This is a genomic window from Dyadobacter chenwenxiniae (assembly GCF_022869785.1).
Taxonomy (GTDB): Bacteria; Bacteroidota; Bacteroidia; order Cytophagales; family Spirosomataceae; genus Dyadobacter; species Dyadobacter chenwenxiniae.
The window spans coordinates 1,551,325-1,573,226 of sequence record NZ_CP094997.1 but is presented as its reverse complement, the minus strand read 5'-3'; the positions used below and the strand labels follow the sequence as shown (position 1 = coordinate 1,573,226).

The following is a 21,902-nucleotide window of genomic DNA, read 5'->3' as shown; positions in this document are numbered from 1 at the left end:
GCGGCAAACCGGGAGGCTTTTTTAATCTGACACTCAATCACGCCACGGGCCGCAGACAGTACGCTGCCCTCGCCGCTACGTCAATCTTGTGCATTCGGGCTGCCTCCGCGCTATTCTTTTCAGGGCAAAGCATTCTGGCACCAAGGGAAGGCCATCTGCTTTTCATTAGGGTCGAGCGGCTTTTCGAGCGTTCCGCCCCCCTGTCTTTCTTCCCATGGCTATTCCTACCGCATTCTATTTTAAATGATTATGGCTAAGGCTGTACAGCCGCCCATCAGCGTTTCAGGTAATGACCCTGATTGATCTCATAGACTGAAAATGGGTAAATAACCCATGAAATGCCGTAAGTGCAACAGGCCAGAATCGCCGACAGCAGGAAGTGTTTGAAATTTCCCTTCATCAGGAAATACAACGGCCCGAATATAATGCACAGAAGGAATGAGAATGGTGTGGTGACTGTCGCAACGTATCCGTTGAACGGGTTCTCGAACATATCAATGTACTTACTCACGTTGCGCCCCTTGGATTAAACGGTTGGAGCCTTGCCTCATTGTATCGATTGTAACTCAATTGTAGCTATCGGTCAACAAACATTCTTACTTATGGAACTTAACCCGATTATTACTGCGTTATTACGTATACACATGCGCGGCCATTTAAGAATCGGGCGCCCTGGTGAATATCCTCACTCAAATAGATTGGAAAGATGTCTTTAAAGATGTCCTCGTTGAAGTAATCAGTTTTGTTGTAATCTTCAAACTTAAATTGTCAAACATGAAGGAAACAGTATTAAAGATAGGCGTTCACTTTGTAGTAGGTTTCATAATGGCATTATTTCCATCCTACTTCTGGTCGTTAAATGTTGGGGTCGCCTCACAAGCTCGCAGGGAGTGGCGCAGGCATTTTTTATCAATCTAGGGGATTTCATCAGCACCGGGGTTTGTGTGGGTTCGACTCCGACCCCTGCGGCAACAAATGGGCCAGCTTCAGGGGTGGCCTTTGTCATTTCTAACAATCGATCATCCGGCTTACAAGCAAGAGTAAAAAAATATCATCATGTATCCTTACATCTTTTTAGTACAAATGATTGTTTTGTAACTAAAATATCATAATTTTTCTGATGTAAGCGTACATTAATCCATAAAATGAAGAAAGAAGCAGATTCCTTAGACCCGGAAGAGGTTCTGAAAAGCCTCTTAGGCTCGATACCCCCTAAGCCGAAAAAGAGTTTGAGGGCATTATTTGAATTGAGAATTCACGAATTAAACATCTCAACGAACGTCGCCCTTGATATTCTGGGCATGCAGATAAGGACACTAAACGGCATTTTAAGCGGCTCTCAGAAAACAGTTGATTTCACGAATCTGATTAAGTTGGCGAGCTTTCTGCAGGTCCCGAAAGAGAGGGTTATGGTGCTCTATTTGGAAGAACTCGAAAAGAATTTCCCTGACACGACATATGCGACGCCGGAGAAAATAGACTTCATCAAAAAGAACTTCGACGTTTCCGCTTTGAAAAAAGCTGGTCTGATAGACAGTATCACCGATTATGAAGCAATAGAAACAAAGCTTGTCAATTATCTAGGTCTATCGTCAATCTTCGATTACGTCAGACCTAATGGTCATGTGGCCTTTAGTGCAGGAGTAATCGAACCAGCCAATAATCTGACCCGATCATTTTGGATCACCTCTGCAAGTAAGATTTTCACAGAACTTAACAATCCGTATAGGTACGACCGTCAGGCGCTGATTGATTATTTCCCAGAAATCCGATGGCATTCAACCAAAGTTAAGACGGGGCTTCTAAATGTTGTGCGTAACTTATATAAAATGGGCGTCACGATCATATACCTTGAATCTCTCCCCTCAATACATCTGCGTGGAGCAACATTTTCAGCGAATAACAAGCCCTGCATAGTAATAACTAATTATAGGGGATTTTATCCCACCTTATGGTTCGCCCTAATCCACGAGCTCTATCACGTAATTTTTGACTGGGAGGAAATCCGAAATAATAAATACCACCTTTCAGATAAAGATCCTGATCAGTTAGCGGTCAAAGCTAAGGAAGAAGACGCCAATAATTTTGCACGCGAATACCTTTTCTCTCGTGAAAAAACGGATGAAGCAAGGGCATTTATGTACAGTCCAGAATTAGTCAATGAGTTCGCAAAAGACAATCATGTTCACCCCAGTTTCTTTTATGTCTTTAATGCGTTCGATGTGGGCAAAACTAATAAAGTTGCCTGGGCGAGAGCATTGAAGGAAAATCCTCCTATTAGCGATGTAATCGCCCCTTTCGGAAACCCGTGGAAAAACCCCGCTCCAATATCTGATTTTGTTAAGTCACTAAAATCCAATATATTTAACTAGAAATCATGGCAAAAGGAAAGAATCGTATTGCTCCCATGGGAAAACAGAAAGAAGACACACAGTCGTTATCAGAGAAGAGTCAACTAAGGCTGCAATTATTGACAGGTCCTGACTTAAAAATAAGTAAGGAGACTGAAACCGAGAAAGATGTTATCGAACTTTTGAGTGGCAGTAAAATTGATCTCAAAAAACGTGCAGAAGAGCTTAGGAAATTTCTCGCGAAGAGCAAACAACGGTACGAAAAAGCCTTTACCAAGGACTTCTATAAACAGATAAATCGATTGAATGGCTGGGCAATTTCAGAAGACAAGACTTATCAAAAACCACCAATTGTCGCACGATTTACAATCGAAATAATATACCGACGATTTCCTAAGGACATTTTACCGGCTCTTCAACACCTAAACCCCTATGTAGTATTCGGTCTGAGGAAATTCAAGCATTTCCAATGGCTAAACGATGAGGGCAGAATCTTACTTGAAGGTTATATTGAAGAAGCGACAACAATGATGGAAACTTGCAAAACATGGTATGAATTTAGAGTGAAATACTCTCAGACCTACAATGTACCTTTCCAGCTAAATTTCATCGATGATCAAATAAATTTCATCAAGTGATATGTTATGAGCAGGGACAAAACAGGCATCCACTTGGTGGTTTTTGTTGTTAGTCACCACCATCCTTGTTAGTGATATGCCTTTTGAGGGCTGATTGATGGCTTTAATGCCAGCTAAATACGTGCCTGGCGGCTCTTCTGTTGTTATCCATGTATAACCGTTTCTCCTGCTTTAAAAAGAATGTGGCCTGCAGCAACCTTCAAAGCCTTGGCGAGGTCGTTGTTATCGTGATGCTGTACTATGGCTCGGACATTTACATCGCCCCCTCAATCGCAATGATTTCGCGCCGTGTGTACTCAACTATGGTGTATCCCCTGAAATTGGACATATACCATGAATAAGTCCTACGCCATTGATTAAACATTTTGACTGTATGACACAGGCGTGTATCACGGGCGGTATGCCGTATTTGTCAGAGGGCACTCAGGCCTCTCTTTTTTCTAAAAACGAACCACGTGATGATGCGCCTGTCAAGCTAGTAATCTCGGCTTGTACACAATAGTCAAATGCTTAAATTTGACCAAACTCTACTCGCATGAAAGAATCTCTGGAATCAACGCGTAACATCCACCAAATTTTAATCGTAACCTCAGTAATCATAATTTCTTTTTCCGTTTCGCTCCTGCTCAAAGAAACTGTGTTTGAGCGAGCAAAGAAACGGCTCGAAAGTTGCGCAATAAGCCTTAGGGATGATATAAACAGCGACTATGTTCGCCTTACTACGGATTCGATTCCTCGTGTCATTAACCATGAGGAAGTGGAGAGATTTAAATCCGATTCTTTTAGTGCTTCACTGGGACGCGGCCGAAATCGAGCTGACGACTTTCAATTAAGAATGGCAAGAATGGATCTTAAGTTCTCGAACGACCGAATTGCTGAACTTAAAGCGGAAATTGATAGTGCTGGTGATGATCTATTTTACTACAAAGAGAATAACGAGGAACTAAGCGAATTATATGTCGAACGTGCAGGTTTCCGCAATAAGCTTAGTCGACTCGAGAAAGCATACGCTGACGATGTGGAGAAAATCAAAAATAATGAGACCATTCCGCTGCCAACAATGCCGCATGGAAAATATGACGGCCAAAAAGTCGCAGTGGGTGATTTGAGTAAATATTGGGCAAAACGAACGGGTTCGGATATGTTTGTTGAAGAAATTGCTGAATCCGAGAGATTTCGGCTATTACTTTCTGCGAACATAAGAATGTCAGTCACGGATTTTGGAAAATTTCTTGAAACGGAAATGAAATCTCAAAAGAACAATCCAGACAGCGAAATTGACCTAATTGGAGTTAAAGTCGCTGCAAAGACAATCGTCATTCTCGCGCCATTTATTGTAATTGCGATAATGATCTATCTATTAATGCTAATAAATCATCTCAATGATACTGCCACACTTCGAGAAGATACTGACGAGATTGCGAACTTTCCGTGGATCGGGGTCTTTCGAGGTCGAATAACTGCATTCGGCTTTTTTCTAGCTACAACGGTTATACCGTTTCTGGGAGCTTTCTCGCCTCACTATGCAAGCCGTGGGATCGACGGCCTGTCTACCTGGTCGTTTTGGGCTTTTTTCATCGTTTTCGGTATATTTTCCCTGCTTATTCATGCTTCAATTGCTAGCCTTCATAAGGTGATTAATCTGAAATCCAAAATCAAAATTTAATCTGGTGAGCAGTGTCAATTACAAGCATAATAATTACCCAATTACCTCTTGACCATCCGCGCGACCACTACATTTCCGGAAGCCGCGTTCTTCTGGCATTGCCGCTATTACTTGTTATTTCATCGCCAAGTTGAAAGGTACAGTTGGAACCGAACGGGTTGGACTGGTAATAACATCTCACGATTCTTGGCTTCGGTGCACATCCTTATCCAGTATTGTCGTTTTACCTGTCCATGTACGGGGAGTTGTTCTTTTATGACCTGGCACGACCTTAATACCAATTTCCCCATACAAAGAAAGGTGCTGTCTTTCGAAGCCGTCACAGTTTTGATTGGTTGGGCGTCTCTCGGATCCAGTCGGTGACATTCCCTGCAGCGACTGTACACCAATTCAAAATCTTTTAAAGGCTCCGGTCATTAAGCTGGCGGAAGGCGTTGTGTATTCTTGAAAGAAGGAGGCTCCCTTACTCTCGGTCAGGATTTCATTTTATTCACTTCCCTCGTCACCGTCAATTGTTTTTTCATGGCGAGTTTTTACCTTAGAAAACCCGACCTCATGACAGAAAAACAGCGCAAACAAGCCTGGGAGAAGATGGAGCGATGTATGACAGTGTCCCATCCCCAAGTTGAAACATCAGCTGAGCCATCTACTGATCGTTCAGCAGTGCAGGAGAGAATGGAACAGGTGCACCAAAAAAAGGAAACACCGCAACCAGTGCGCGAAATTCATGCGCCTGCGGCTATCCGAGAAGTATCAATCGAGCAATTACGTGCAGCATTAGAAGAGCGACAATCACCGTTACACTTTGATAACATCTAATTTCCTGTTGTGCAGCCTATAACCGAATAACCAATCTCGTATCCTCTCCTCCCGTAAAGCTCGATCCACCCGCAGCAAAACCAGATCCTCTCATCGAGAAAGAACCCGCCCCATATCTTCAACGGACTGGGAAGAAGCCTGTGAATTGGGAAGCTTGGGCAATGGGACTGTTTCGGGTGGCTGTGATCGCAGAGATGATTTGGCTCTATTGTCTGCCTTTTTGTTTCTGATTTTCCATGTGTCTCTTTTGACTAGCTATGAGCCGGAGGCGAATAGCAGGGTCCAGGGGTTTTCCCATGGCCAGCTCCCGCCGGGGAGTCGCATTTTGCGACGTACCGGCGATAGCTGGCTGTGGAGGAAACCACCGCTCATGTTTGAAACTGTTCGCTTCCGTTCAAAAAAATTCGGGATTGTTCGACTGTGTTTGAATTCGTTCGAAAGTGTTTGAAATTGTTCGGTAAATTGATTCCCTCAATTTCCATTTCTTCCCTTCCTTTTAATCTGTATGATTCAGGTAAAAGTACGAAACACACACCCCAGGCCTCCGAAATTCGCCTCTGGATCAACACTCGAAGCACTTCATTTCTAGTATTGCCTTTTCTCCCACTTACGAACTTCGCTATTGCTTTTAAAATTAAATTTTCTCAACATCGTCGACCATTGTGATCGCAATGAAAAAGATATTGGCAGTAGCCCAATTAATGTAACTAGAAGATCTCGTCTTCAAGGATATCATTTGAAGATCCTTTCTATTTACCGATAAATAAGAAGTCTGAAACTTAGGTTGATGCCCACAATATTATAGGTACATTGATCAACGAACATATACACCTGATTAGATGTTCTAACAAGATTGCCATTGATCTGACGATTCACGCGTTAGAGATTTCGATTTCAGTTTCGAAAGCCAAAATACACCCATTCTCTCAATCAAACTGTCCGAAACATGCCTATCTCAAAAACGAAATCTATACCGTCTGGTCGGCGAAGAAAACTCTCATTGTACACCAAACACCCATTTGGGCTTACCGAAAGCCATTATAAGGCATTCTTACGATCGATGGAAGATCTTAGATTTGTCGATATTAAGTACAAGCTAACATTAGACAGGATTGATATTCAGAGACTTGAATTCGGCGGAAAAGAGGCGGATCTGGATGCTGATCAGGGGGATGACGATGATGTATTTGAAAACGAGGATGCCATTGAAGCACCAGTAACTGATGGAATGCTTTGGGTAGTGGTAAGAGCAAGGAAGCGAAGCGGCACGGTCGGCGGCAGTTGGAGTTTGGAAGTGAAGGTAAATGGACAAAATCTCTCCGATTTCCCCATTGAGGAAGATGTAGCCGAGAACAACAGAGCCGATCACGATGAATTGCATGATCTATAATACAAAACTTGATATCGATGAAGATAATAAGCTACTTATTCCTGATTCTTGCAATGCACTCCCAACATAGCATCGCCCAATTGCTTTCAGGTGACGCTCAAGGAAAATCAGCAATCCTGTTTGATGCAAATGCCATCAATTTTGATATCGGAGAAACCGCTCTCTCTTTTAATATCAACAATTTCCGAAAACAGAAAATTGTAAAGCGATATCAGGCAGTATGGGGCGTCTCCGCGAAAGGGCAAAATAACGAGGGCATTGCCAATTTGCTTAGCGAGGGGAAATTTCTTCCTAGCGGCCAACTTGGCATGTTTTTGGGTTTAGCCATTCGTGGCCCGAAATCGGACTTTACCATGGAAGCAAAAATTCGAAACCTTCGCAAGTCAGAAAATTTGAAGAACTACGAGGCTCTGATGAACTTTAAAAAGACAACTGATACCGTCTGGAAAGCTCATCGAACCGGGATTATAGCCCATCGTCGAAAGAAATTGGGAGCAGACTTAGAAAAAGCTGTGGATCAGGAGCGATTTCAAGACGTTATCAACCAGCTGGAGAAGCTGCATAAAGACGTTGAAACCTGGAAAGACACTTTGAACGCAACTCCGCTAGCCAAGCAAATTGCCGATGCCAAAGCACTAATTGATTTGTTGAAAAGCAAGCTGGAAGACAACTACAAACGAACAAAGAATCCGTTGTCTGCCAAAGACACAAGGACGTTGGAAGATGTTTATGAAGAAGAATCGGACGCGCTGTTTTTCCTAGTTCGTCAAGAATCTAAAATGCTCGACGAATCGAATCCATCCAAGATTGTGCCGTATGTATCTTTTGGACTAACTGGCTCACAGGTAAAACTGTATGACAAAACTATTATTGAACCCATCAGCAAACGATTTGTAAAAACGCCATTCACAGGTGTGTATACTGACTTGGGGATAAATCTCGATCTGGGCAAAAGATCCCTTTTGGGAATTTCTGCTGGGTTTGAGCGAGTGAAGACAATCGACAGTTTGACCTCAACTGACTACACCATAAGAGAGACTGAAAAAATCGGCAACACTGAATTGATCTTAGAAAAAAAGGAAAAGGGCTATACTGGGATCTACGAAACTTTCACAAGACTTAATCTTCGCTTAGACTGGCTTCACCCTATTGAACTCGGCGAAAAAGGTCAATTGTTATGGAATATCCCCTATGTTAGATACGCCATATCTGACAAAAAACGTGCGGCAGTCAATCTGCTCAATGCGGGAACATCCGCCAATTTTTTCAAAGAAGAAGGCAAATTTGCCGGAGGCATTTATCTTGAATTCGGAGATATATTAAACAGGCAATATGAATATCAACTTGAACTTGCTCCAAATGACGAAGCCAGGCTTGAGGTGGAGAAAAATAAAGGAAATTTTTGGAAGCGCATAACGTTTGGCGTCGTCGCAAAATTTGCGATTCAAAGTATCATGAACCCAACTAACTGGTAGTAGGAAACTCCCTACTTAACTTTTGACTGCGTGCGAAGATGTTAAGTGCCACTGTCTAAACTTTCTCCTGAAATAAATGGGAAAGCAAAAGTTATTCTCTGCTATGCGACATACCGATTTATCTGTCGACACGCTTAACTTCCTCGAATCTTCACAGGTCCCCTGTTCTTAAAGACAGAGAAACTGCTAGTTCGCCCGACGGTTACCAAAATTCTACCAGTAAACAAAAAATAAGATCACGACTTAGTAATTAGTGGGTCCAATTTCTTTAAAGTTAGGTGTGAGTTGGGAAACTGCTGACTTGAACTTGCACAGCGCAATAGAAAATTGTTCGACAGCATACAGAGATGCTTGTCAATTTTCGCTCATAAATCTGGCAACTACTTGTTACGACATTCCGACCCAGACATTCAAAACCAACCTACTACTAGCGTGAACCCTATTCCCCTCCTCGCAACAGATTAATAAAAAGGAATTATATGAACATAAACTTTATACATATTCAGAATTTTCGAAAACTCAAAGATTGTCGCATCGACTTTTCGGATAGCGAGACTGTTTTCGTCGGTGCAAATAATAGCGGAAAAACCACTGCGATTGATGCCCTGATTCAGTTCTTGAAGTTGTCGAATAACTTTAGCACAAGGGACCTCACCCTGTCAAATTGGAAGGAAATAAATGCCATTGGTGAGGATTGGCTGAAAGAAGCTGATTTTTCAAAGATCGATCTCACATTAAATCGCTGGGAAAGCAATTTGCCTGCCTTGGATATTTGGCTCAAGGTAGAAAACTATGAATTGCACTATATCAACCGCTTAATACCAAGCCTGGACTGGGAAGGTGGACTATTAGGTATGAGATTAAGATTTGAACCCAAAAACATTGAGGAGTTGTACAGGGAGTTTTGCGACGGATGCAATAGCTCGAGGGCACTTAATGGACTGGAACCAAAAAAGAAGAAGGATACCTTTAGCTTATGGCCCAAGGACATGTGGGATTTCCTGGACAAAAAGCTCAGTAGTTACTTTACTGTCAGGACATATCTGTTAGATCCAAACTTCGCGGAGACCCCTCAAAAACTCTCATCCTTCGATGTTCCCATAGAAGGCGACGCGCTAAACGGATTAATAAAGATTGACATTATAAACGCCCAGAGAGGTTTCTCAGATGTCAACGCTGACTTGGGAGAGGCAGTAAATACTACAAAGACACTATCGAGTCAGCTAAGAAGCTACTATGACAGGCACTTGAATCCTGCCGTAAATCCGACCAAAGATGATATCACTGCTCTGAGGGCCATTCACGCAGCCAAAGAACTGTTTGACGCTAATCTTAAAGGAAGCTTTCAGCCATCCTTACAAGAATTAGAGCTATTAAATTATCCCGGTCTGGGAAGCGCCCGAATAAACCTATCGAGCAAGTTCAATACTGTCGACAGCTTAAATCATGATTCATCCGTTCAGTACTTTCTCGAAGACGGAATCTCGGAACTGACACTACCTGAGAAATACAACGGCCTGGGATATCAGAACCTGATATCTATTATTTTCAAGCTGATTCGGTTTCGGGATGAATGGATGCAGGTCGGGAAAATAGCAAAATCCGCAAAGCAAGACGTAGAATTTGAGCCGTTACACCTGGTTCTTATTGAGGAACCGGAAGCCCATTTACATGCCCAGGTACAACAGGTATTTGTCAAAGAGGCTTATAAAGTTTTAAGGCGTCATCCTCATCTCGGTGAAAACAAGAAATTTTCAACCCAACTGGTGATCAGTACACATTCTAACCATGTCGCCCACGAGGTCAACTTTACCGCGCTGAGATATTTTAGACGCAATTTAGATTCGACCGGGAAAATAGGTACTTCCCAAGTCGTAAACTTATCAAAGACCTTCGGAAAGGATGACGATACCACCAAGTTTGCAATACGTTACCTAAAAACCACACATTGCGACCTTTTTTTTGCTGACGCAGTGATCATGGTAGAGGGACCTGCGGAAAGGATGCTACTCCCATACTTTATAAAACATCATTCAAAGCTCAGCAATTGTTATATTTCCATTCTGGAAATTGGCGGCAGTCATGCACATCGCCTACGCCCGCTTATCGAAAACTTAGGGGTTATCACACTTGTTGTCACAGATATCGACTCGGTAGATGGTCAGGCGAAGGCCAGGCCGGAGAAGGGCAAAAAATACAATACCGGAAACGATACCTTGAAGTCCTGGATTCCAAATGAAACAGCGCTAGACAAACTTTTGCTGCTGAAGGAGACGGACAAAGAAGATAAGAAGCTACCGATAAAAATAGCCTTCCAGATTCCCCTTACGATCACCAATGGACAGGGCGCCGTTAAGGTCAACCCCTATACGTTCGAAGACTCCTTGGTGATGGAAAACAAGGATTTGTTCGGAAAGCTTACAGAGGGAACTGGTCTTTTAAAGCAAATGATCAATGCTTCTAAAGAGACTGATCCAGAAAAATCTGCCCAGGCTATGTATGACGCGATCACACAACCGTGGGTCAAGAAGGCGGAATTTGCTCTGGAGCTCTTTTATTTTGAAGAGCCCAACAAATTAGCCACGCCAAAGTACATAAAGCAGGGTCTAGACTGGCTGGAAACAAAACTGATTGCTCAGAAAAAGGGCTTAAACAATCTCACCAAATAGTTATGAGCGAGATTTATTCAAGCAACAATATCGACGATGGTGTTGATCAAGAGATATATGACTGTTTTAACCCAGCACAGCCTAGAAGCTTTTTCTTGTTTGCCGGAGCTGGTTCGGGAAAAACACGTTCGCTGGTGAATGTACTGGCAAGGTTCAAGACAGAACATGGGGCAGACTTCAGGTTATACCGGCAAAAAATAGCCATAATCACTTACACCAATGCGGCGGCAGACGAGATCAGCGATAGATTAGGACACGATCCTATCTGTAAGGTCAGAACGATTCATAGTTTTTCCTGGGATTTAATAAGCAATCTCACCAAGGACATCAAAAAATGGGTGATGGCGAATTTGCAGTTTGAAATATTAAAGCTCCAAGACGAGCAATCCAGAAGCAGGGATTTAAATAACAAGACCTCGATAGACCGCGCAAGAAAAATTGGGTCGAAGACAAATAGGATTCGATTACTCGACACCATTACAAAATTCACTTACAATCCCAATGGAGATAATATCTCGAAAGATTCCCTGAACCATATTGAAGTAATTAGTATAGCGGCTGAATTCATCAGGACTAAGGATTTGATGCAGAATATTGTGATTTCGATGTTTCCGATAATCCTTGTGGATGAAAGCCAAGACACCAAGAAAGAGATGGTTGATGCGCTGTTTCAGTTACAGGAGAACAAAAAGAACAAATTCTCCCTGGGGCTATTCGGGGACATGATGCAAAGAATTTATGGTGATGGGAAGGATGATTTGGGGAAAAATCTTCCTGACGATTGGACACAGCCCTCGAAAGTGATGAACCATAGGTCCACTAAACGCATCGTTGAACTAATTAATAATATTAGAAAGGATGTCGATAAACAAAGGCAAATTCCACGGGTTGAAAGAGAAAGGGGCGTGGTGCGGTTGTTCGTCTGCGATAGGGCATCAAGCAAGATCGTTCTCGAAAAACTGATTGCAAAAAAGATGACTGCGATAACTCGTGACACATTATGGAATTTCGAGGATGGCGATATAATGACCTTGATTTTAGAACACCATATGGCCGCTAACCGTATGGGATTCTTCGAGCTTTTCGAGCCGCTTTATAAAATAGATAAATTAAAAACCGGGCTACTGGACGGCACCCTTCCTGGTTTGAATCTGTTCACTAAGATCTTGCTGCCATTAGTACAGGCTTACAAAAAGAACGACAAATTCTCAGTAGCGAAAATCGTGAAGAAGCACTCAAAGCTGTTGGAACGCGAATATTTGGTCAGTAGCGATGAACAGATAAAGAATCTGAAGGAAATAAATAAAGCTACTTACGATTTGCTCTCACTATGGGAAAGCGGAAAAGACCCAAAGTTGATAGAAGTATTAAAAATAGTTAGGGCGGCTTCGCTTTTTCCGATAACAGGCACAATGAATATTATCGTTTCAAGGACCGAGCAAGAAATAGAGCTGATCGAAAACAAATCAGACAATCAGGACGAAGAGGACGATAACGATGCAGATGAAATAATTGAAGCGTGGGATAAGGTCTTACAAACTCCATTTTCGCAAGTGGAAAAATATGACCATTATTTTTCAGAAAACTCAAAATTCGGTACCCACCAAGGCGTGAAAGGCCTACAATATTCCAGGGTAATGGTAATCGCCGATGATGAGGAAGCCCGTGGATTTATGTTTAGTTATGATAAGCTTTTTGGGGCAAAGGAACTCAGCAACACTGACCAAAAAAATATAAATGAAGGAAAGGAAACCGGCATTGAAAAGACCAGAAGGCTTTTTTATGTTGCCTGTAGCAGGGCGATAGAGAGCCTGGCAATCGTTGCCTATACCAATAACCAGGCTCTTGTCAAAGAGAATGCGATAAAATACGGGTGGTTTAGGGAAGACGAAATCGAGTTATTATAGGCTGAACGGGAGTGCCAACTGCTATAATTGCTGATCGACTGCTGAGGCCGACCAAACTGGTGATACACAAACAATAAAAAAACAATGAAACGAAAGACTATCCTGTTCGCAGGTTTACTCGCTATTCCTGGGCTGTTCTTTCTTGGCCTGTATCTGCAATATAATCGCAGCTCCGACCCACTGAAAGAAATTGAGCAGCTCTTCAAAGTATTAGCGCTGTATGCAGCGTTCTGTTTTTTTGTATACAAGCTGATAACTGGGTGGCTGATAATTAATCTCAAAATCAAGCTTGATCAAAACCGGACCCACATTGATAAATCATTTGACTATTTGGCCATTTCTCTGAACATTGAAAAAGGCCCAACTGACAGCGTTTGGCTAAAAGACATCCAACTAAAAGTCAGAAGCTTTGATCAACAAGGCAGCGAGTTGGAGTCCAAGATCATCCGGCCGATAGGATTTCAACGATCCGAAATTAATCTATCTGATCAAAATGCCATTTGGACAGAGCAAAAAGAAAACCGGCTTATGACTATTTCGCCTGGTGAAGCAACGAGTTTCTCTGCATTCACCACGGTGGCCAGGGAGTGTGTCATTTCTGTTGAGGTACTAATTTTAGGTACGAGACCATTTTATGGTCTTGAAAAGGCGGGTGATGAGTATATTCAATGGAAAGCATCCATGATAGTACTTCCAAATAGTGACTAATGTAAGTTTGATAATGTCCACTCTACGCTCGTTTCTTGAATGCTAATTATCGAGCAGAAATCTTTGTCCACGAGTGGATTAATGGTCGGCAGTAAACATGTTATTGTTAGCGATGGCAGATGAAGTCGGTCCACTCAGTCTCTAGCTGCCAATTGCGGGAACAATTCCTATGAGTTACTCATGTTTTCTACCTACAACTTGAAAGAGCGGACGAAAATCGATAAATTTGCTTCAGGGAATTTCAAAACGAATCCAAATCGAGCTAATTCATTCGATCCCCGATTCAGTCACCTAGTCTATTGTCGAGACTAAGCGATCTGATAATCAACTACTTTCGTCAATATTTTGCGATCCCAGCGGGATCACTTGAAGCGCCTCAAAGGGCGCTTTTTTCGTTTAAAAACCTCATTTTTTCACTGTTTTCGGAAATAAGCACATCATTCTGATTCAATCCAGATCAAAGCATTCGGTAACCTGCTTTGCTAACTAAATTAGGTTACCGAATGGACATGTTTGACGAGGCGATTTTGAGCAAGGTTTCGTAAACATCAATGCTTTTCTAACCTTAAACTGTGAGGGTGATGAAGATGAAACAGAACCTACCTGTACTCTTTTGGCTGTACAGACAAAAAGCGAAAGCAGACGGCAAAGCCCACATCTACGCCAGGATTACAATTGACGGTAAGTACACCGAAATCTCAACAGGAAGAAAGTAAGCCCGCATCTTGCGACTCGGATGCCAAAGTCGTAGTCACCAGTATGGAGGTCAAGCTGTTCAGCAGAAACTGGCTCAGCTTCAAACCGATGTAGAGCGGATCTTCAACGTCTGCAAATGCAGTTCCCAGTTGTAACTCCTGCCATGGTCAAAAACCATTATTTCCAATCCGGAACATTAAATCTCATCCTAATGATAAAGCTTTTTGTTTCATTTTACCTTGGTTTACTAATCAATCCTGTCAATCTCAATTGAACGCCCAGGGAAGTGAGCTGCAACTTTTCGGCGGTTACGGGGCCGATCGGATATTTCACATATGGTTCGATTCCCAGACCGTAATCTTTCATTTGATAGTTGAATCCAAGCCCGAAATAAAGAGCGCCGCCAAAAACCCAGCTGGCCTTCTTATTATCTTCCGTTACGGAGCTAAAATCTTCAACAGTTTGAGTCGAGACCACAACCGGCCCGCCTGCGGTTTCGGTCACCGTTGTAATGGTGCGGCTGGTTTTATACAGGTAATCCGAAATCTGCCCGACGCTGCCCACCACTGAAAAGCCGCCCACAGCGGTGATTGCTGCCTTTTTGAAAGTTCTAAGGCTGTATTGCATGTGCATGGGCACTTCCACATTGAACCATTGATAACGGGCGCGTTCTAGCTGGGGAAGCCCATTTAAAGGCGTTGATGCAACGATATCTTTTTCTACATGCAAGGACTGCTTACTTGCAGATGTGCCTGTGACAAAAACCATCTTCTGTGTAACGGGAAAATACAAAGCACCGCCAATGCCATAATTCAACTCCGGACGCGTGCCGGCGGCCTGATTTGATTGCTGTGAAACGGTAAGGCCGAAACGAATATGATTAGGCAGACGAGTGGCTGACTCTGAGTGCTGCTGCCTTATTGGAATGTACAATTTACTAAAATGAACGTTTTGAACCCGAAAAAGTCGGGATTGCAGGAAATTTGGGCTAGCTATTTCCTGTTTCGTTGTCTGATCCGTCATAGCGATTTCATTTGCCGGCTGGTATTCCGACATTGTGATTAAGGATGCCTTCTTGAAACTCTGCCGACTGTGTGTTCCAGCTGCTATTCTTTCTTTTTTTCTATTCACCTGACCCAAATCCAGGCTGGATATCACGCTGCCAGTATTTGCAGAAGACGACAATTTTTCCAGGTTTTCTTTGCCAGGAACCCTGTCGTTTCTGACCTGATTTACAGCAATTGCGTTCTCCGCTGTTTTCCCCCGGTGCATTAGTTGGTATACCAAAATTGCTGTCCCGAAAAAGACAAGCACAGCAGCTGCATTCAGCCAAAAAGTGACAACCCTCCTTTTACGCTTCTGCTTGTCCCGCAATCGTTCAAAATGCTCCCAGGCGCCGGGCCTGTAGGGCTCGGTGTACTCCCAGAGCTGGTCGATCATCCGCTTGCTTTCGGGTTCCTGGTCTGACATCTCAATTGCTTCCGTTTTGTATTGCGATCATTTTCCGCAGGCTCTGCTTACCTTTTGCAAGATAAACCCTTGACGATGAGGCTGTGATAGATAGCATTTTACCAATTTCTTCATGGCTGTAACCTTCCACTTCATACAAGTTGAACACCACTTTCCAAACGGGCGGAAGCTTATCAAGCAGTTGTAAAATCTCCGCTACCGACTGTTTTGAAGTCACTTGCTCATCTATTTCAGCATGCCCGTCAACTGCATCCAAACTTGTTACAGCAAAGTTTTTCTTCTCCTTTCGAAAATAGTCGATGGCTGTGCGAACAACCATGGCACGCATCCAGGCCCTGAAAGACCGTATTTCTGAAAGTTGCCTGGGGAGCTGATCAAATATCTTGAGGAAAGAATCACTGACCGCTTCCTGGGCGAGATCGTAAACAGACAGGTATCGCACGCAGATGCCCATCGCTAAACCAAAAAAGTGCTTAAAAACCCATTGCTGTGCTTTGGGATCTTTTTTCGCACAGCGTTCAATCCATTGTTTTTCATCGGTAGTACAATCAGATAGCCATTCCACAGGAAGATATAGCGCTATTGCCCCCGGCGTAACCGGGGGCAATAAATGATAAGGTGATTGAATAGAACGCTGTGTTACTTCGGACTGGATGTGCTTCCGTCGGGATCAATTACCGTATCTTGTTTTTTGGAGCCGTTGGACACTTGCACAGTCACGTCCGAAGCATTTGCTGTGCTGCCAAACAGCTTTTGAAGATCCACTTCCAGCGTGTAATCATGCAACATGGCATCCTGGACCCCATCCGGCACATCGTATCCCACCACCAGCTTGGCCTGCATTGGGAAAGATTCGAGCAGCAGGCCATCCCAAACCACTTTGTAGTTCTCAATGCCGCTGGCGCCCATCAACCGTATCTTCAATGTGTTACCCGTTCTGTCAACGTTTTTGATTTCAAATGGCGTCCCGTCAAAGGTCTCGCGTGCTGCCATGAGCTTGTGATACTCTTCACGGTTTGTCTGGACGAATAAGCCATTATCCGGGTCAGGAGCAATGTTGTTTTCCTTGTTACACGCAAAGGAAATTGACAGGATGAAGAGCAAAAGCGTCATACGCATCAAGAATTGTGTTTTCATTTTGCTAATAGATTAATTGGTTCATAATGATGTCGTAAAAGGACATTGAAACGCTACTTAAAATGACAAGAAATTTCATCTTACTGGATTAGAATTGCGTTGAATTGGTTGGATAACCTCTTTAAAAATCAGCAAGATGGCGCTTCACTTCCTCCCGCTCGTGTGTAGAAAAGTGGAGCTCAATGAGCCTGAGGCTTTCATATTATTTATTTATCTGACATTGACCTCATGGAAGCATATGGAGAAAATGTGCTTATTTTCAACGGAAAGGAAAAGATTATGACGCTGGGCCAGTTTGGGAAAAAGGAATGTTACCAAAAAGCATTCATGGAGCTGGTTCAAAATGGCAGGCTTTTTTCCTAGATAATATAAATCCGCTAGGCTATTTCAAACGTTTAATCATTTTCAATACATGTCAGAAATTCTTGTCAGAACAGCTCAGTTATCCGATTTACCCACTTTAAGATCCTTTGAGCAAGGTGTCATTCTTGCCGAACGTCCTTTCAATCCTTTGATCAAAAACGATCCCGTCCATTATTATAACATAGAAGAAATGATTGCGTCGTCCCACATCGAGATCGTCGTTGCAGAACTGGATGGCGAGCTGGTAGGCTCAGGTTATGCGAGGATCGAAAACGCCAGGCATTATTTGATGCACCAGCAACATGCGTATCTGGGTTTTATGTACGTCAAGCCGGAACACCGGGGAAAAGGAATAAACCAGAAAGTTATTGAAACATTAAAGCAATGGGCTATTTCACAAAACATTACGGAGCTGCGGCTGGACGTATATGACGAAAATATCCCGGCCATCAAGGCCTATGAAAAAGTAGGTTTTAAAAAGCACTTGATCGCAATGCGGCTTGGTGTGTAAAGGTTTTTTCATTGCGTGTTTTGGGCCTTACTGGCGGTTTCAACTCATCTTACTGGTTTCGTCAAGAATGTTCTAATGCATTACTATCAACAAAAAAACAAAGATTAATATGCTGGCAGGTGCTGCGAACGGAGTGAAAATAATAAGCAAGAAAATCCTAAATTGTCATTACATTAACCCCTGACCTTTGTTATGGCAAAATTTTGTCTGCTGTTTTTCGCCCTTCTTATCTCTTTTGTCTCAATTTCACAATCTGAAAAATCGACGGAATTCCCCGACGGGACGAAAATATCCGATTGGTTTTCAAACAGTTCAAGGATCAAACCGGAAAACTTAGGTAAACAATTTGTCATTACAAAACATGGTGCATCAGCGGATAGCAATGTGGTGCAAACTGCGGCTATTCAGAAAATCATTGATCTGGCGCACAAGCAGGGCGGCGGTGTAATAGTTATCCCGAAAGGCACATTCCTGAGCGGCGCTTTATTTTTTAAGCCAAAAACCCATTTACATGTGTCGGAAGGCGCTACATTGAAAGGGTCTGATAAAATAGCCGACTACCCAATAATGCCTTCGCGTATGGAAGGACAAACTTTGGATTATTTTCCTGCGCTCGTTAATGCGTACGGTGTCAACGGTTTCACCATCACGGGAAAGGGCATCATTGACGGGAACGGGCTGAATTACTGGAAGGCGTTCTGGCAAAGAAGAAAAGAAAACCCGAATTGCACCAATCTGGAAGTTTCGCGTCCGCGGCTGGTCTTTATCTGGAAAAGTAATGATGTGCAAGTGCAGGATGTCCGGCTGCAAAATTCGGGTTTTTGGACGAGTCATTATTATCAATGCAACAACATTAAGATCCTGAACGTCCGCATTACCGCGCCGCACGAACCCATTAAAGCACCCAGCACAGATGCAATCGACCTCGATGTTTGTAATAATGTGTTAATCAAAAATTGCTATCTCGCTGTAAATGACGATGCTATTGCCCTGAAAGGCGGAAAAGGTCCTTATGCAGATACGGACAAGGGCAATGGTGCAAACACAAATGTAATCATCGAAGATTGTGAATTCGGGTTTTGCCATGCAGCACTTACCTGTGGCAGCGAAGCCATTCACAACAAAAACATCGTCATGCGCAACTGCCACATTACCAACGCGATGCGTGTGCTATGGCTTAAAATGAGACCCGACACGCCGCAAAAATATGAGTTTGTCAGCGTCGAGAACATTACGGGTTATGCATATAGTTTGATCTATGTGAAACCCTGGAAGCAGTTTTTCGACCTGAAGGGAAGAAAAGACGTTCCCCTATCCTATTGTGACAACATTAGTTTAAAAAACATTGATATGAAATGCGAGGTGTTTTTCGACGTAAGTCCGGGTGACTATGATAAATTGTCAAGATTCCGGTTTGAGGATTTGAACATTACTGCGAAAAACGCTGCCTTTGATAAAAGTGTCGTGCAGGATTTTAAGCTGACCAATGTAAAAGTCAATGCAAAAACAATCGATTAACCAAAGCCGCCATTTGACTGCTTGCTCACAAGCCGCGCATCGCTGAATGCCAGCAGCAATGCTGGGTCACACGCACCAAGCGTTTTTTATATATAAATTTCTTGTATATACGGCAATTATTTACATACTTACGCATTCTTATGTGCTACAAAAAATCGTAAATATTAAAGATATGCTGAACCCCTACATGCTTCTGAATTATAACAAAACCGCATGGCGTTATTTGTTGAAGAACAAGCAGTTTACATTGCTAAACCTGCTCGGGTTATCGACTGGGCTGGTATGCGCATTGCTTATCTGTTTTTGGGTTTCGGATGAAGTGGGTTTTGATAAATTTCATGAAAAAGACAACCGCCTTTATGAAGTAATGATCCATGAGCAGGCTGGTAACCAAATCGCCACTTCCAATGCAACAGGCGATCATATGATGGAAACCTTATTGAAAGACCTGCCCGAGGTGGAAGCAGCTGTCATGACTACGCCGGCCAGCTGGTTTCAGAAATTCAGCCTTACCGCCGGGAATAAAACCATGAGCGCAGGCGGGAATTTTGTTAGCCAGGACTATTTCAATGCGTTCTCTTTTGCGCTCATTCATGGCCAGAAAGACCAGGTGCTGCGGGACAAAAATTCCATTGCGATCTCGAGAAAACTGGCCGTTCAGTTTTTCCGCAAGCCGGAGCTCGCTGTCGGGAAAATCCTTGAATGGAAATGGCAGGCCTTTTCAGGAAAATGTATGGTAACCGGTGTTTTTGAGGATTTCCCAGCTAACTCATCGCAGCAGCACGACTTTCTCTTGTCTATGGACGCCTGGAACCAGATTGTGCCTAAAGGCGATGTCCGCACCAGCAGCGGGCCATTCGACAATTTTGTCGTTTTGAAAGAAGGTGCGGACATTGACCGGGTGAACCAAAAGATGGCCGGCCTCGCTAAAACTGCTTTCAACGATTCAACATCCACATTGTTCCTGCGCAAATACTCGGATGCTTATCTGTACGGAAACTATGAAAATGGCGTACAAGTGGGCGGTAAAATCACCTATGTCAGGCTTTTCGCCGGAATAGCCGTGCTGATCCTGGTCATTGCCTGCATTAATTTCATGAATCTCTCCACCGCCAAAGCCTCCATGCGTGTGAAGGAAGTGGGTGTAAAAAAGGCGCTCGGTGCAAGCAGATCTACATTGGTATTCCAGTTTCTGAGCGAATCGCTGCTGATGAGCTTTTTAGCATTGCTGGTCGCCATCCTGTTAACATGGATGCTGCTCCCGCAGTTTAATGCGATCACCGGCAAATCCCTTTCGCTGCATTCTGATTTAAAAATTGCCCTGCTTACGCTCACCGCTTCGATCATCACCGGATTGCTGGCAGGCAGTTATCCGGCATTTCACCTTTCCCGTTTCAAACCGGCAATAACGCTGAAAGGCCGTTTGGCAAGTTCGTTCGGCGATTTGATGATCAGAAAGGGATTGGTTATTTTCCAATTTACAGTTTCCGTTGTCTTCATCGTTTCGGTGATGGTTGTTTATCGTCAGATCAGTTATTTACAGGAAAAAAACCTGGGTTACGACAAGGACAATGTGGTTTATTTTGAAATGAATGGTCGTGTTGCTGAGCAGCGTGAATCGTTTCTCTCGCAGCTGAAATCGGTTTCCGGCGTTGTGAATGCTTCCAGTATCCAGCAAAAAATAATCCTGCCCGCCATGATGCCCGGTAATGGCGGCGGCGTCCGGTGGGATGGCAAAAATGCAGACGATAAAATCCGATTCTTCCGAATGCCTGTCAACTACGACCTGATCGAAACGATGGACATTAAAATTTTGGAAGGGCGCAGTTTTTCAAAAAGTTACGGCAACGAAGCGGCCAGCATTATCCTCAATGAAGCTGCGGTCAAGGCGATGGAACTTTCCGATCCGATTGGCAAGACAGTCATGATCGGTGGCCAGGAACGGCACATTGTGGGAGTCAGCAAAAATTTTCACTTCAATTCCCTGCACGAAGCCATACGACCGTTTATCCTTTACATTTCACCGGCGGAAACGATGCTGGTGATGGCTAAACTGGCGGCCAGCCAGGAAAAAGAAACGATTGAAAACATCCGGAATTTTCACAAGCAATTCAATCCCGGCTACTCATTCGATTACCGGTTCCTCGACCATGATTACCAGGCACAATACGCATCTGAGCAGCTTGTAGGGCAGCTGGCCAGGTATTTCGCCATTCTCACGATCATTATTTCTTGCCTCGGTCTGTTTGGGTTGGCGGCATTCACAGCGGACCGGAGGAGACAAGAAATTGGTATCCGAAAAGTGCTGGGCGCCACAGTTCACAATGTAGTAGCCATGCTGACGAAAGATTTTCTTCTGCTCGTCTTGATCGCAACCGCCATTGCTTTTCCGCTGGCGTGGTGGTTAATGGATCAATGGCTCCAAAATTTCGCCTATCATATCCCGATGACATTTAGCGTCTTCGCTATCACCGGTCTACTAATGATCCTGATCACCTTCGCAACCATTGGCTACCAATCCCTGAAAGCTGCGTTGATGAACCCTACTGATTCGCTGAAAGGACATTGAAAAAATCATTTGATT

Annotated in this window: 18 protein-coding genes; 14 read left to right on the top strand and 4 right to left on the bottom strand. The window is 43.4% G+C overall.

Annotation, left to right across the window (positions count from 1 at the left end):
• Positions 1 to 274: 274 nt before the first annotated feature.
• Entirely contained in the window at positions 275 to 511 is a 237-nt protein-coding gene (locus tag MUK70_RS06455; RefSeq protein WP_234658078.1) for a hypothetical protein, read from the bottom strand.
• 634 nt (positions 512 to 1,145) lie between these two features.
• Between MUK70_RS06455 and MUK70_RS06450 the strand changes: the two genes are divergently transcribed.
• The 10 genes from MUK70_RS06450 (at position 1,146) to MUK70_RS31100 (ending at position 14,339) form a co-directional block, all read left to right on the top strand.
• The gene (locus tag MUK70_RS06450) at positions 1,146 to 2,372 is read left to right on the top strand and encodes an ImmA/IrrE family metallo-endopeptidase (RefSeq protein ID WP_234658079.1); all 1,227 of its coding nucleotides are present in this window, start codon (positions 1,146 to 1,148) and stop codon (positions 2,370 to 2,372) included.
• A gap of 5 nt (positions 2,373 to 2,377) precedes the next feature.
• A complete protein-coding gene (locus MUK70_RS06445) occupies positions 2,378 to 2,989 on the top strand; it encodes a P63C domain-containing protein (protein ID WP_234658080.1) in 612 nt (203 codons plus the stop codon).
• A gap of 535 nt (positions 2,990 to 3,524) precedes the next feature.
• Positions 3,525 to 4,655: a hypothetical protein gene (locus tag MUK70_RS06440; RefSeq protein WP_234658081.1), complete on the top strand. Its 1,131-nt coding sequence runs from the start codon at positions 3,525 to 3,527 to the stop codon at positions 4,653 to 4,655.
• 555 nt (positions 4,656 to 5,210) lie between these two features.
• The gene (locus MUK70_RS06435; protein WP_234658082.1) at positions 5,211 to 5,474 is read left to right on the top strand and encodes a hypothetical protein; all 264 of its coding nucleotides are present in this window, start codon (positions 5,211 to 5,213) and stop codon (positions 5,472 to 5,474) included.
• 946 nt (positions 5,475 to 6,420) lie between these two features.
• Entirely contained in the window at positions 6,421 to 6,864 is a 444-nt protein-coding gene (locus tag MUK70_RS06430) for a hypothetical protein (RefSeq protein ID WP_234658083.1), read from the top strand.
• A 17-nt stretch (positions 6,865 to 6,881) separates the two neighbouring features.
• Positions 6,882 to 8,339: a hypothetical protein gene (locus MUK70_RS06425; protein WP_234658084.1), complete on the top strand. Its 1,458-nt coding sequence runs from the start codon at positions 6,882 to 6,884 to the stop codon at positions 8,337 to 8,339.
• Positions 8,340 to 8,818: 479 nt separating this feature from the next.
• Complete coding sequence (locus tag MUK70_RS06420; protein WP_234658086.1) at positions 8,819 to 11,008, top strand: ATP-dependent nuclease; 2,190 nt, start codon at positions 8,819 to 8,821, stop codon at positions 11,006 to 11,008.
• Between the two features lie 2 nt (positions 11,009 to 11,010).
• Positions 11,011 to 12,915, top strand: a complete 1,905-nt coding sequence (locus MUK70_RS06415) for a UvrD-helicase domain-containing protein (RefSeq protein WP_234658087.1) — start codon at positions 11,011 to 11,013, stop codon at positions 12,913 to 12,915.
• An 84-nt stretch (positions 12,916 to 12,999) separates the two neighbouring features.
• Positions 13,000 to 13,623 carry a hypothetical protein gene (locus MUK70_RS06410; protein ID WP_234658088.1) on the top strand — a complete coding sequence of 208 codons (624 nt, stop codon included), beginning with the start codon at positions 13,000 to 13,002 and terminating at the stop codon, positions 13,621 to 13,623.
• Between the two features lie 581 nt (positions 13,624 to 14,204).
• On the top strand, positions 14,205 to 14,339 hold the full coding sequence (locus MUK70_RS31100) for a hypothetical protein (RefSeq protein WP_374760172.1): 135 nt from the start codon (positions 14,205 to 14,207) through the stop codon (positions 14,337 to 14,339).
• Positions 14,340 to 14,553: 214 nt separating this feature from the next.
• On the opposite strand, the gene MUK70_RS06405 is transcribed toward MUK70_RS31100, so the two are convergent.
• Genes MUK70_RS06405 through MUK70_RS06395 form a run of 3 tightly spaced genes read right to left on the bottom strand, consistent with a single transcriptional unit; the run spans position 14,554 to position 16,926 of the window.
• Entirely contained in the window at positions 14,554 to 15,789 is a 1,236-nt protein-coding gene (locus MUK70_RS06405; RefSeq protein ID WP_234658089.1) for a hypothetical protein, read from the bottom strand.
• 1 nt (position 15,790) lies between these two features.
• On the bottom strand, positions 15,791 to 16,396 hold the full coding sequence (locus tag MUK70_RS06400; protein WP_234658090.1) for an RNA polymerase sigma factor: 606 nt from the start codon (positions 16,394 to 16,396) through the stop codon (positions 15,791 to 15,793).
• 32 nt (positions 16,397 to 16,428) lie between these two features.
• Complete coding sequence (locus MUK70_RS06395; protein WP_234658091.1) at positions 16,429 to 16,926, bottom strand: hypothetical protein; 498 nt, start codon at positions 16,924 to 16,926, stop codon at positions 16,429 to 16,431.
• A 228-nt stretch (positions 16,927 to 17,154) separates the two neighbouring features.
• On the opposite strand from MUK70_RS06395, the gene MUK70_RS30800 reads away from it, so the two are divergent.
• From MUK70_RS30800 to MUK70_RS06380, 4 genes are all read left to right on the top strand, one after another.
• Positions 17,155 to 17,289 (top strand): hypothetical protein, encoded by a 135-nt coding sequence (locus MUK70_RS30800; protein ID WP_255713481.1) that lies wholly within the window; start codon positions 17,155 to 17,157, stop codon positions 17,287 to 17,289.
• A 49-nt stretch (positions 17,290 to 17,338) separates the two neighbouring features.
• Positions 17,339 to 17,800 carry a GNAT family N-acetyltransferase gene (locus MUK70_RS06390; RefSeq protein WP_234658092.1) on the top strand — a complete coding sequence of 154 codons (462 nt, stop codon included), beginning with the start codon at positions 17,339 to 17,341 and terminating at the stop codon, positions 17,798 to 17,800.
• A gap of 192 nt (positions 17,801 to 17,992) precedes the next feature.
• Complete coding sequence (locus MUK70_RS06385) at positions 17,993 to 19,318, top strand: rhamnogalacturonidase (protein ID WP_234658093.1); 1,326 nt, start codon at positions 17,993 to 17,995, stop codon at positions 19,316 to 19,318.
• A gap of 172 nt (positions 19,319 to 19,490) precedes the next feature.
• The gene (locus MUK70_RS06380) at positions 19,491 to 21,887 is read left to right on the top strand and encodes an ABC transporter permease (RefSeq protein WP_234658095.1); all 2,397 of its coding nucleotides are present in this window, start codon (positions 19,491 to 19,493) and stop codon (positions 21,885 to 21,887) included.
• The last annotated feature ends 15 nt before the right edge of the window (positions 21,888 to 21,902 follow it).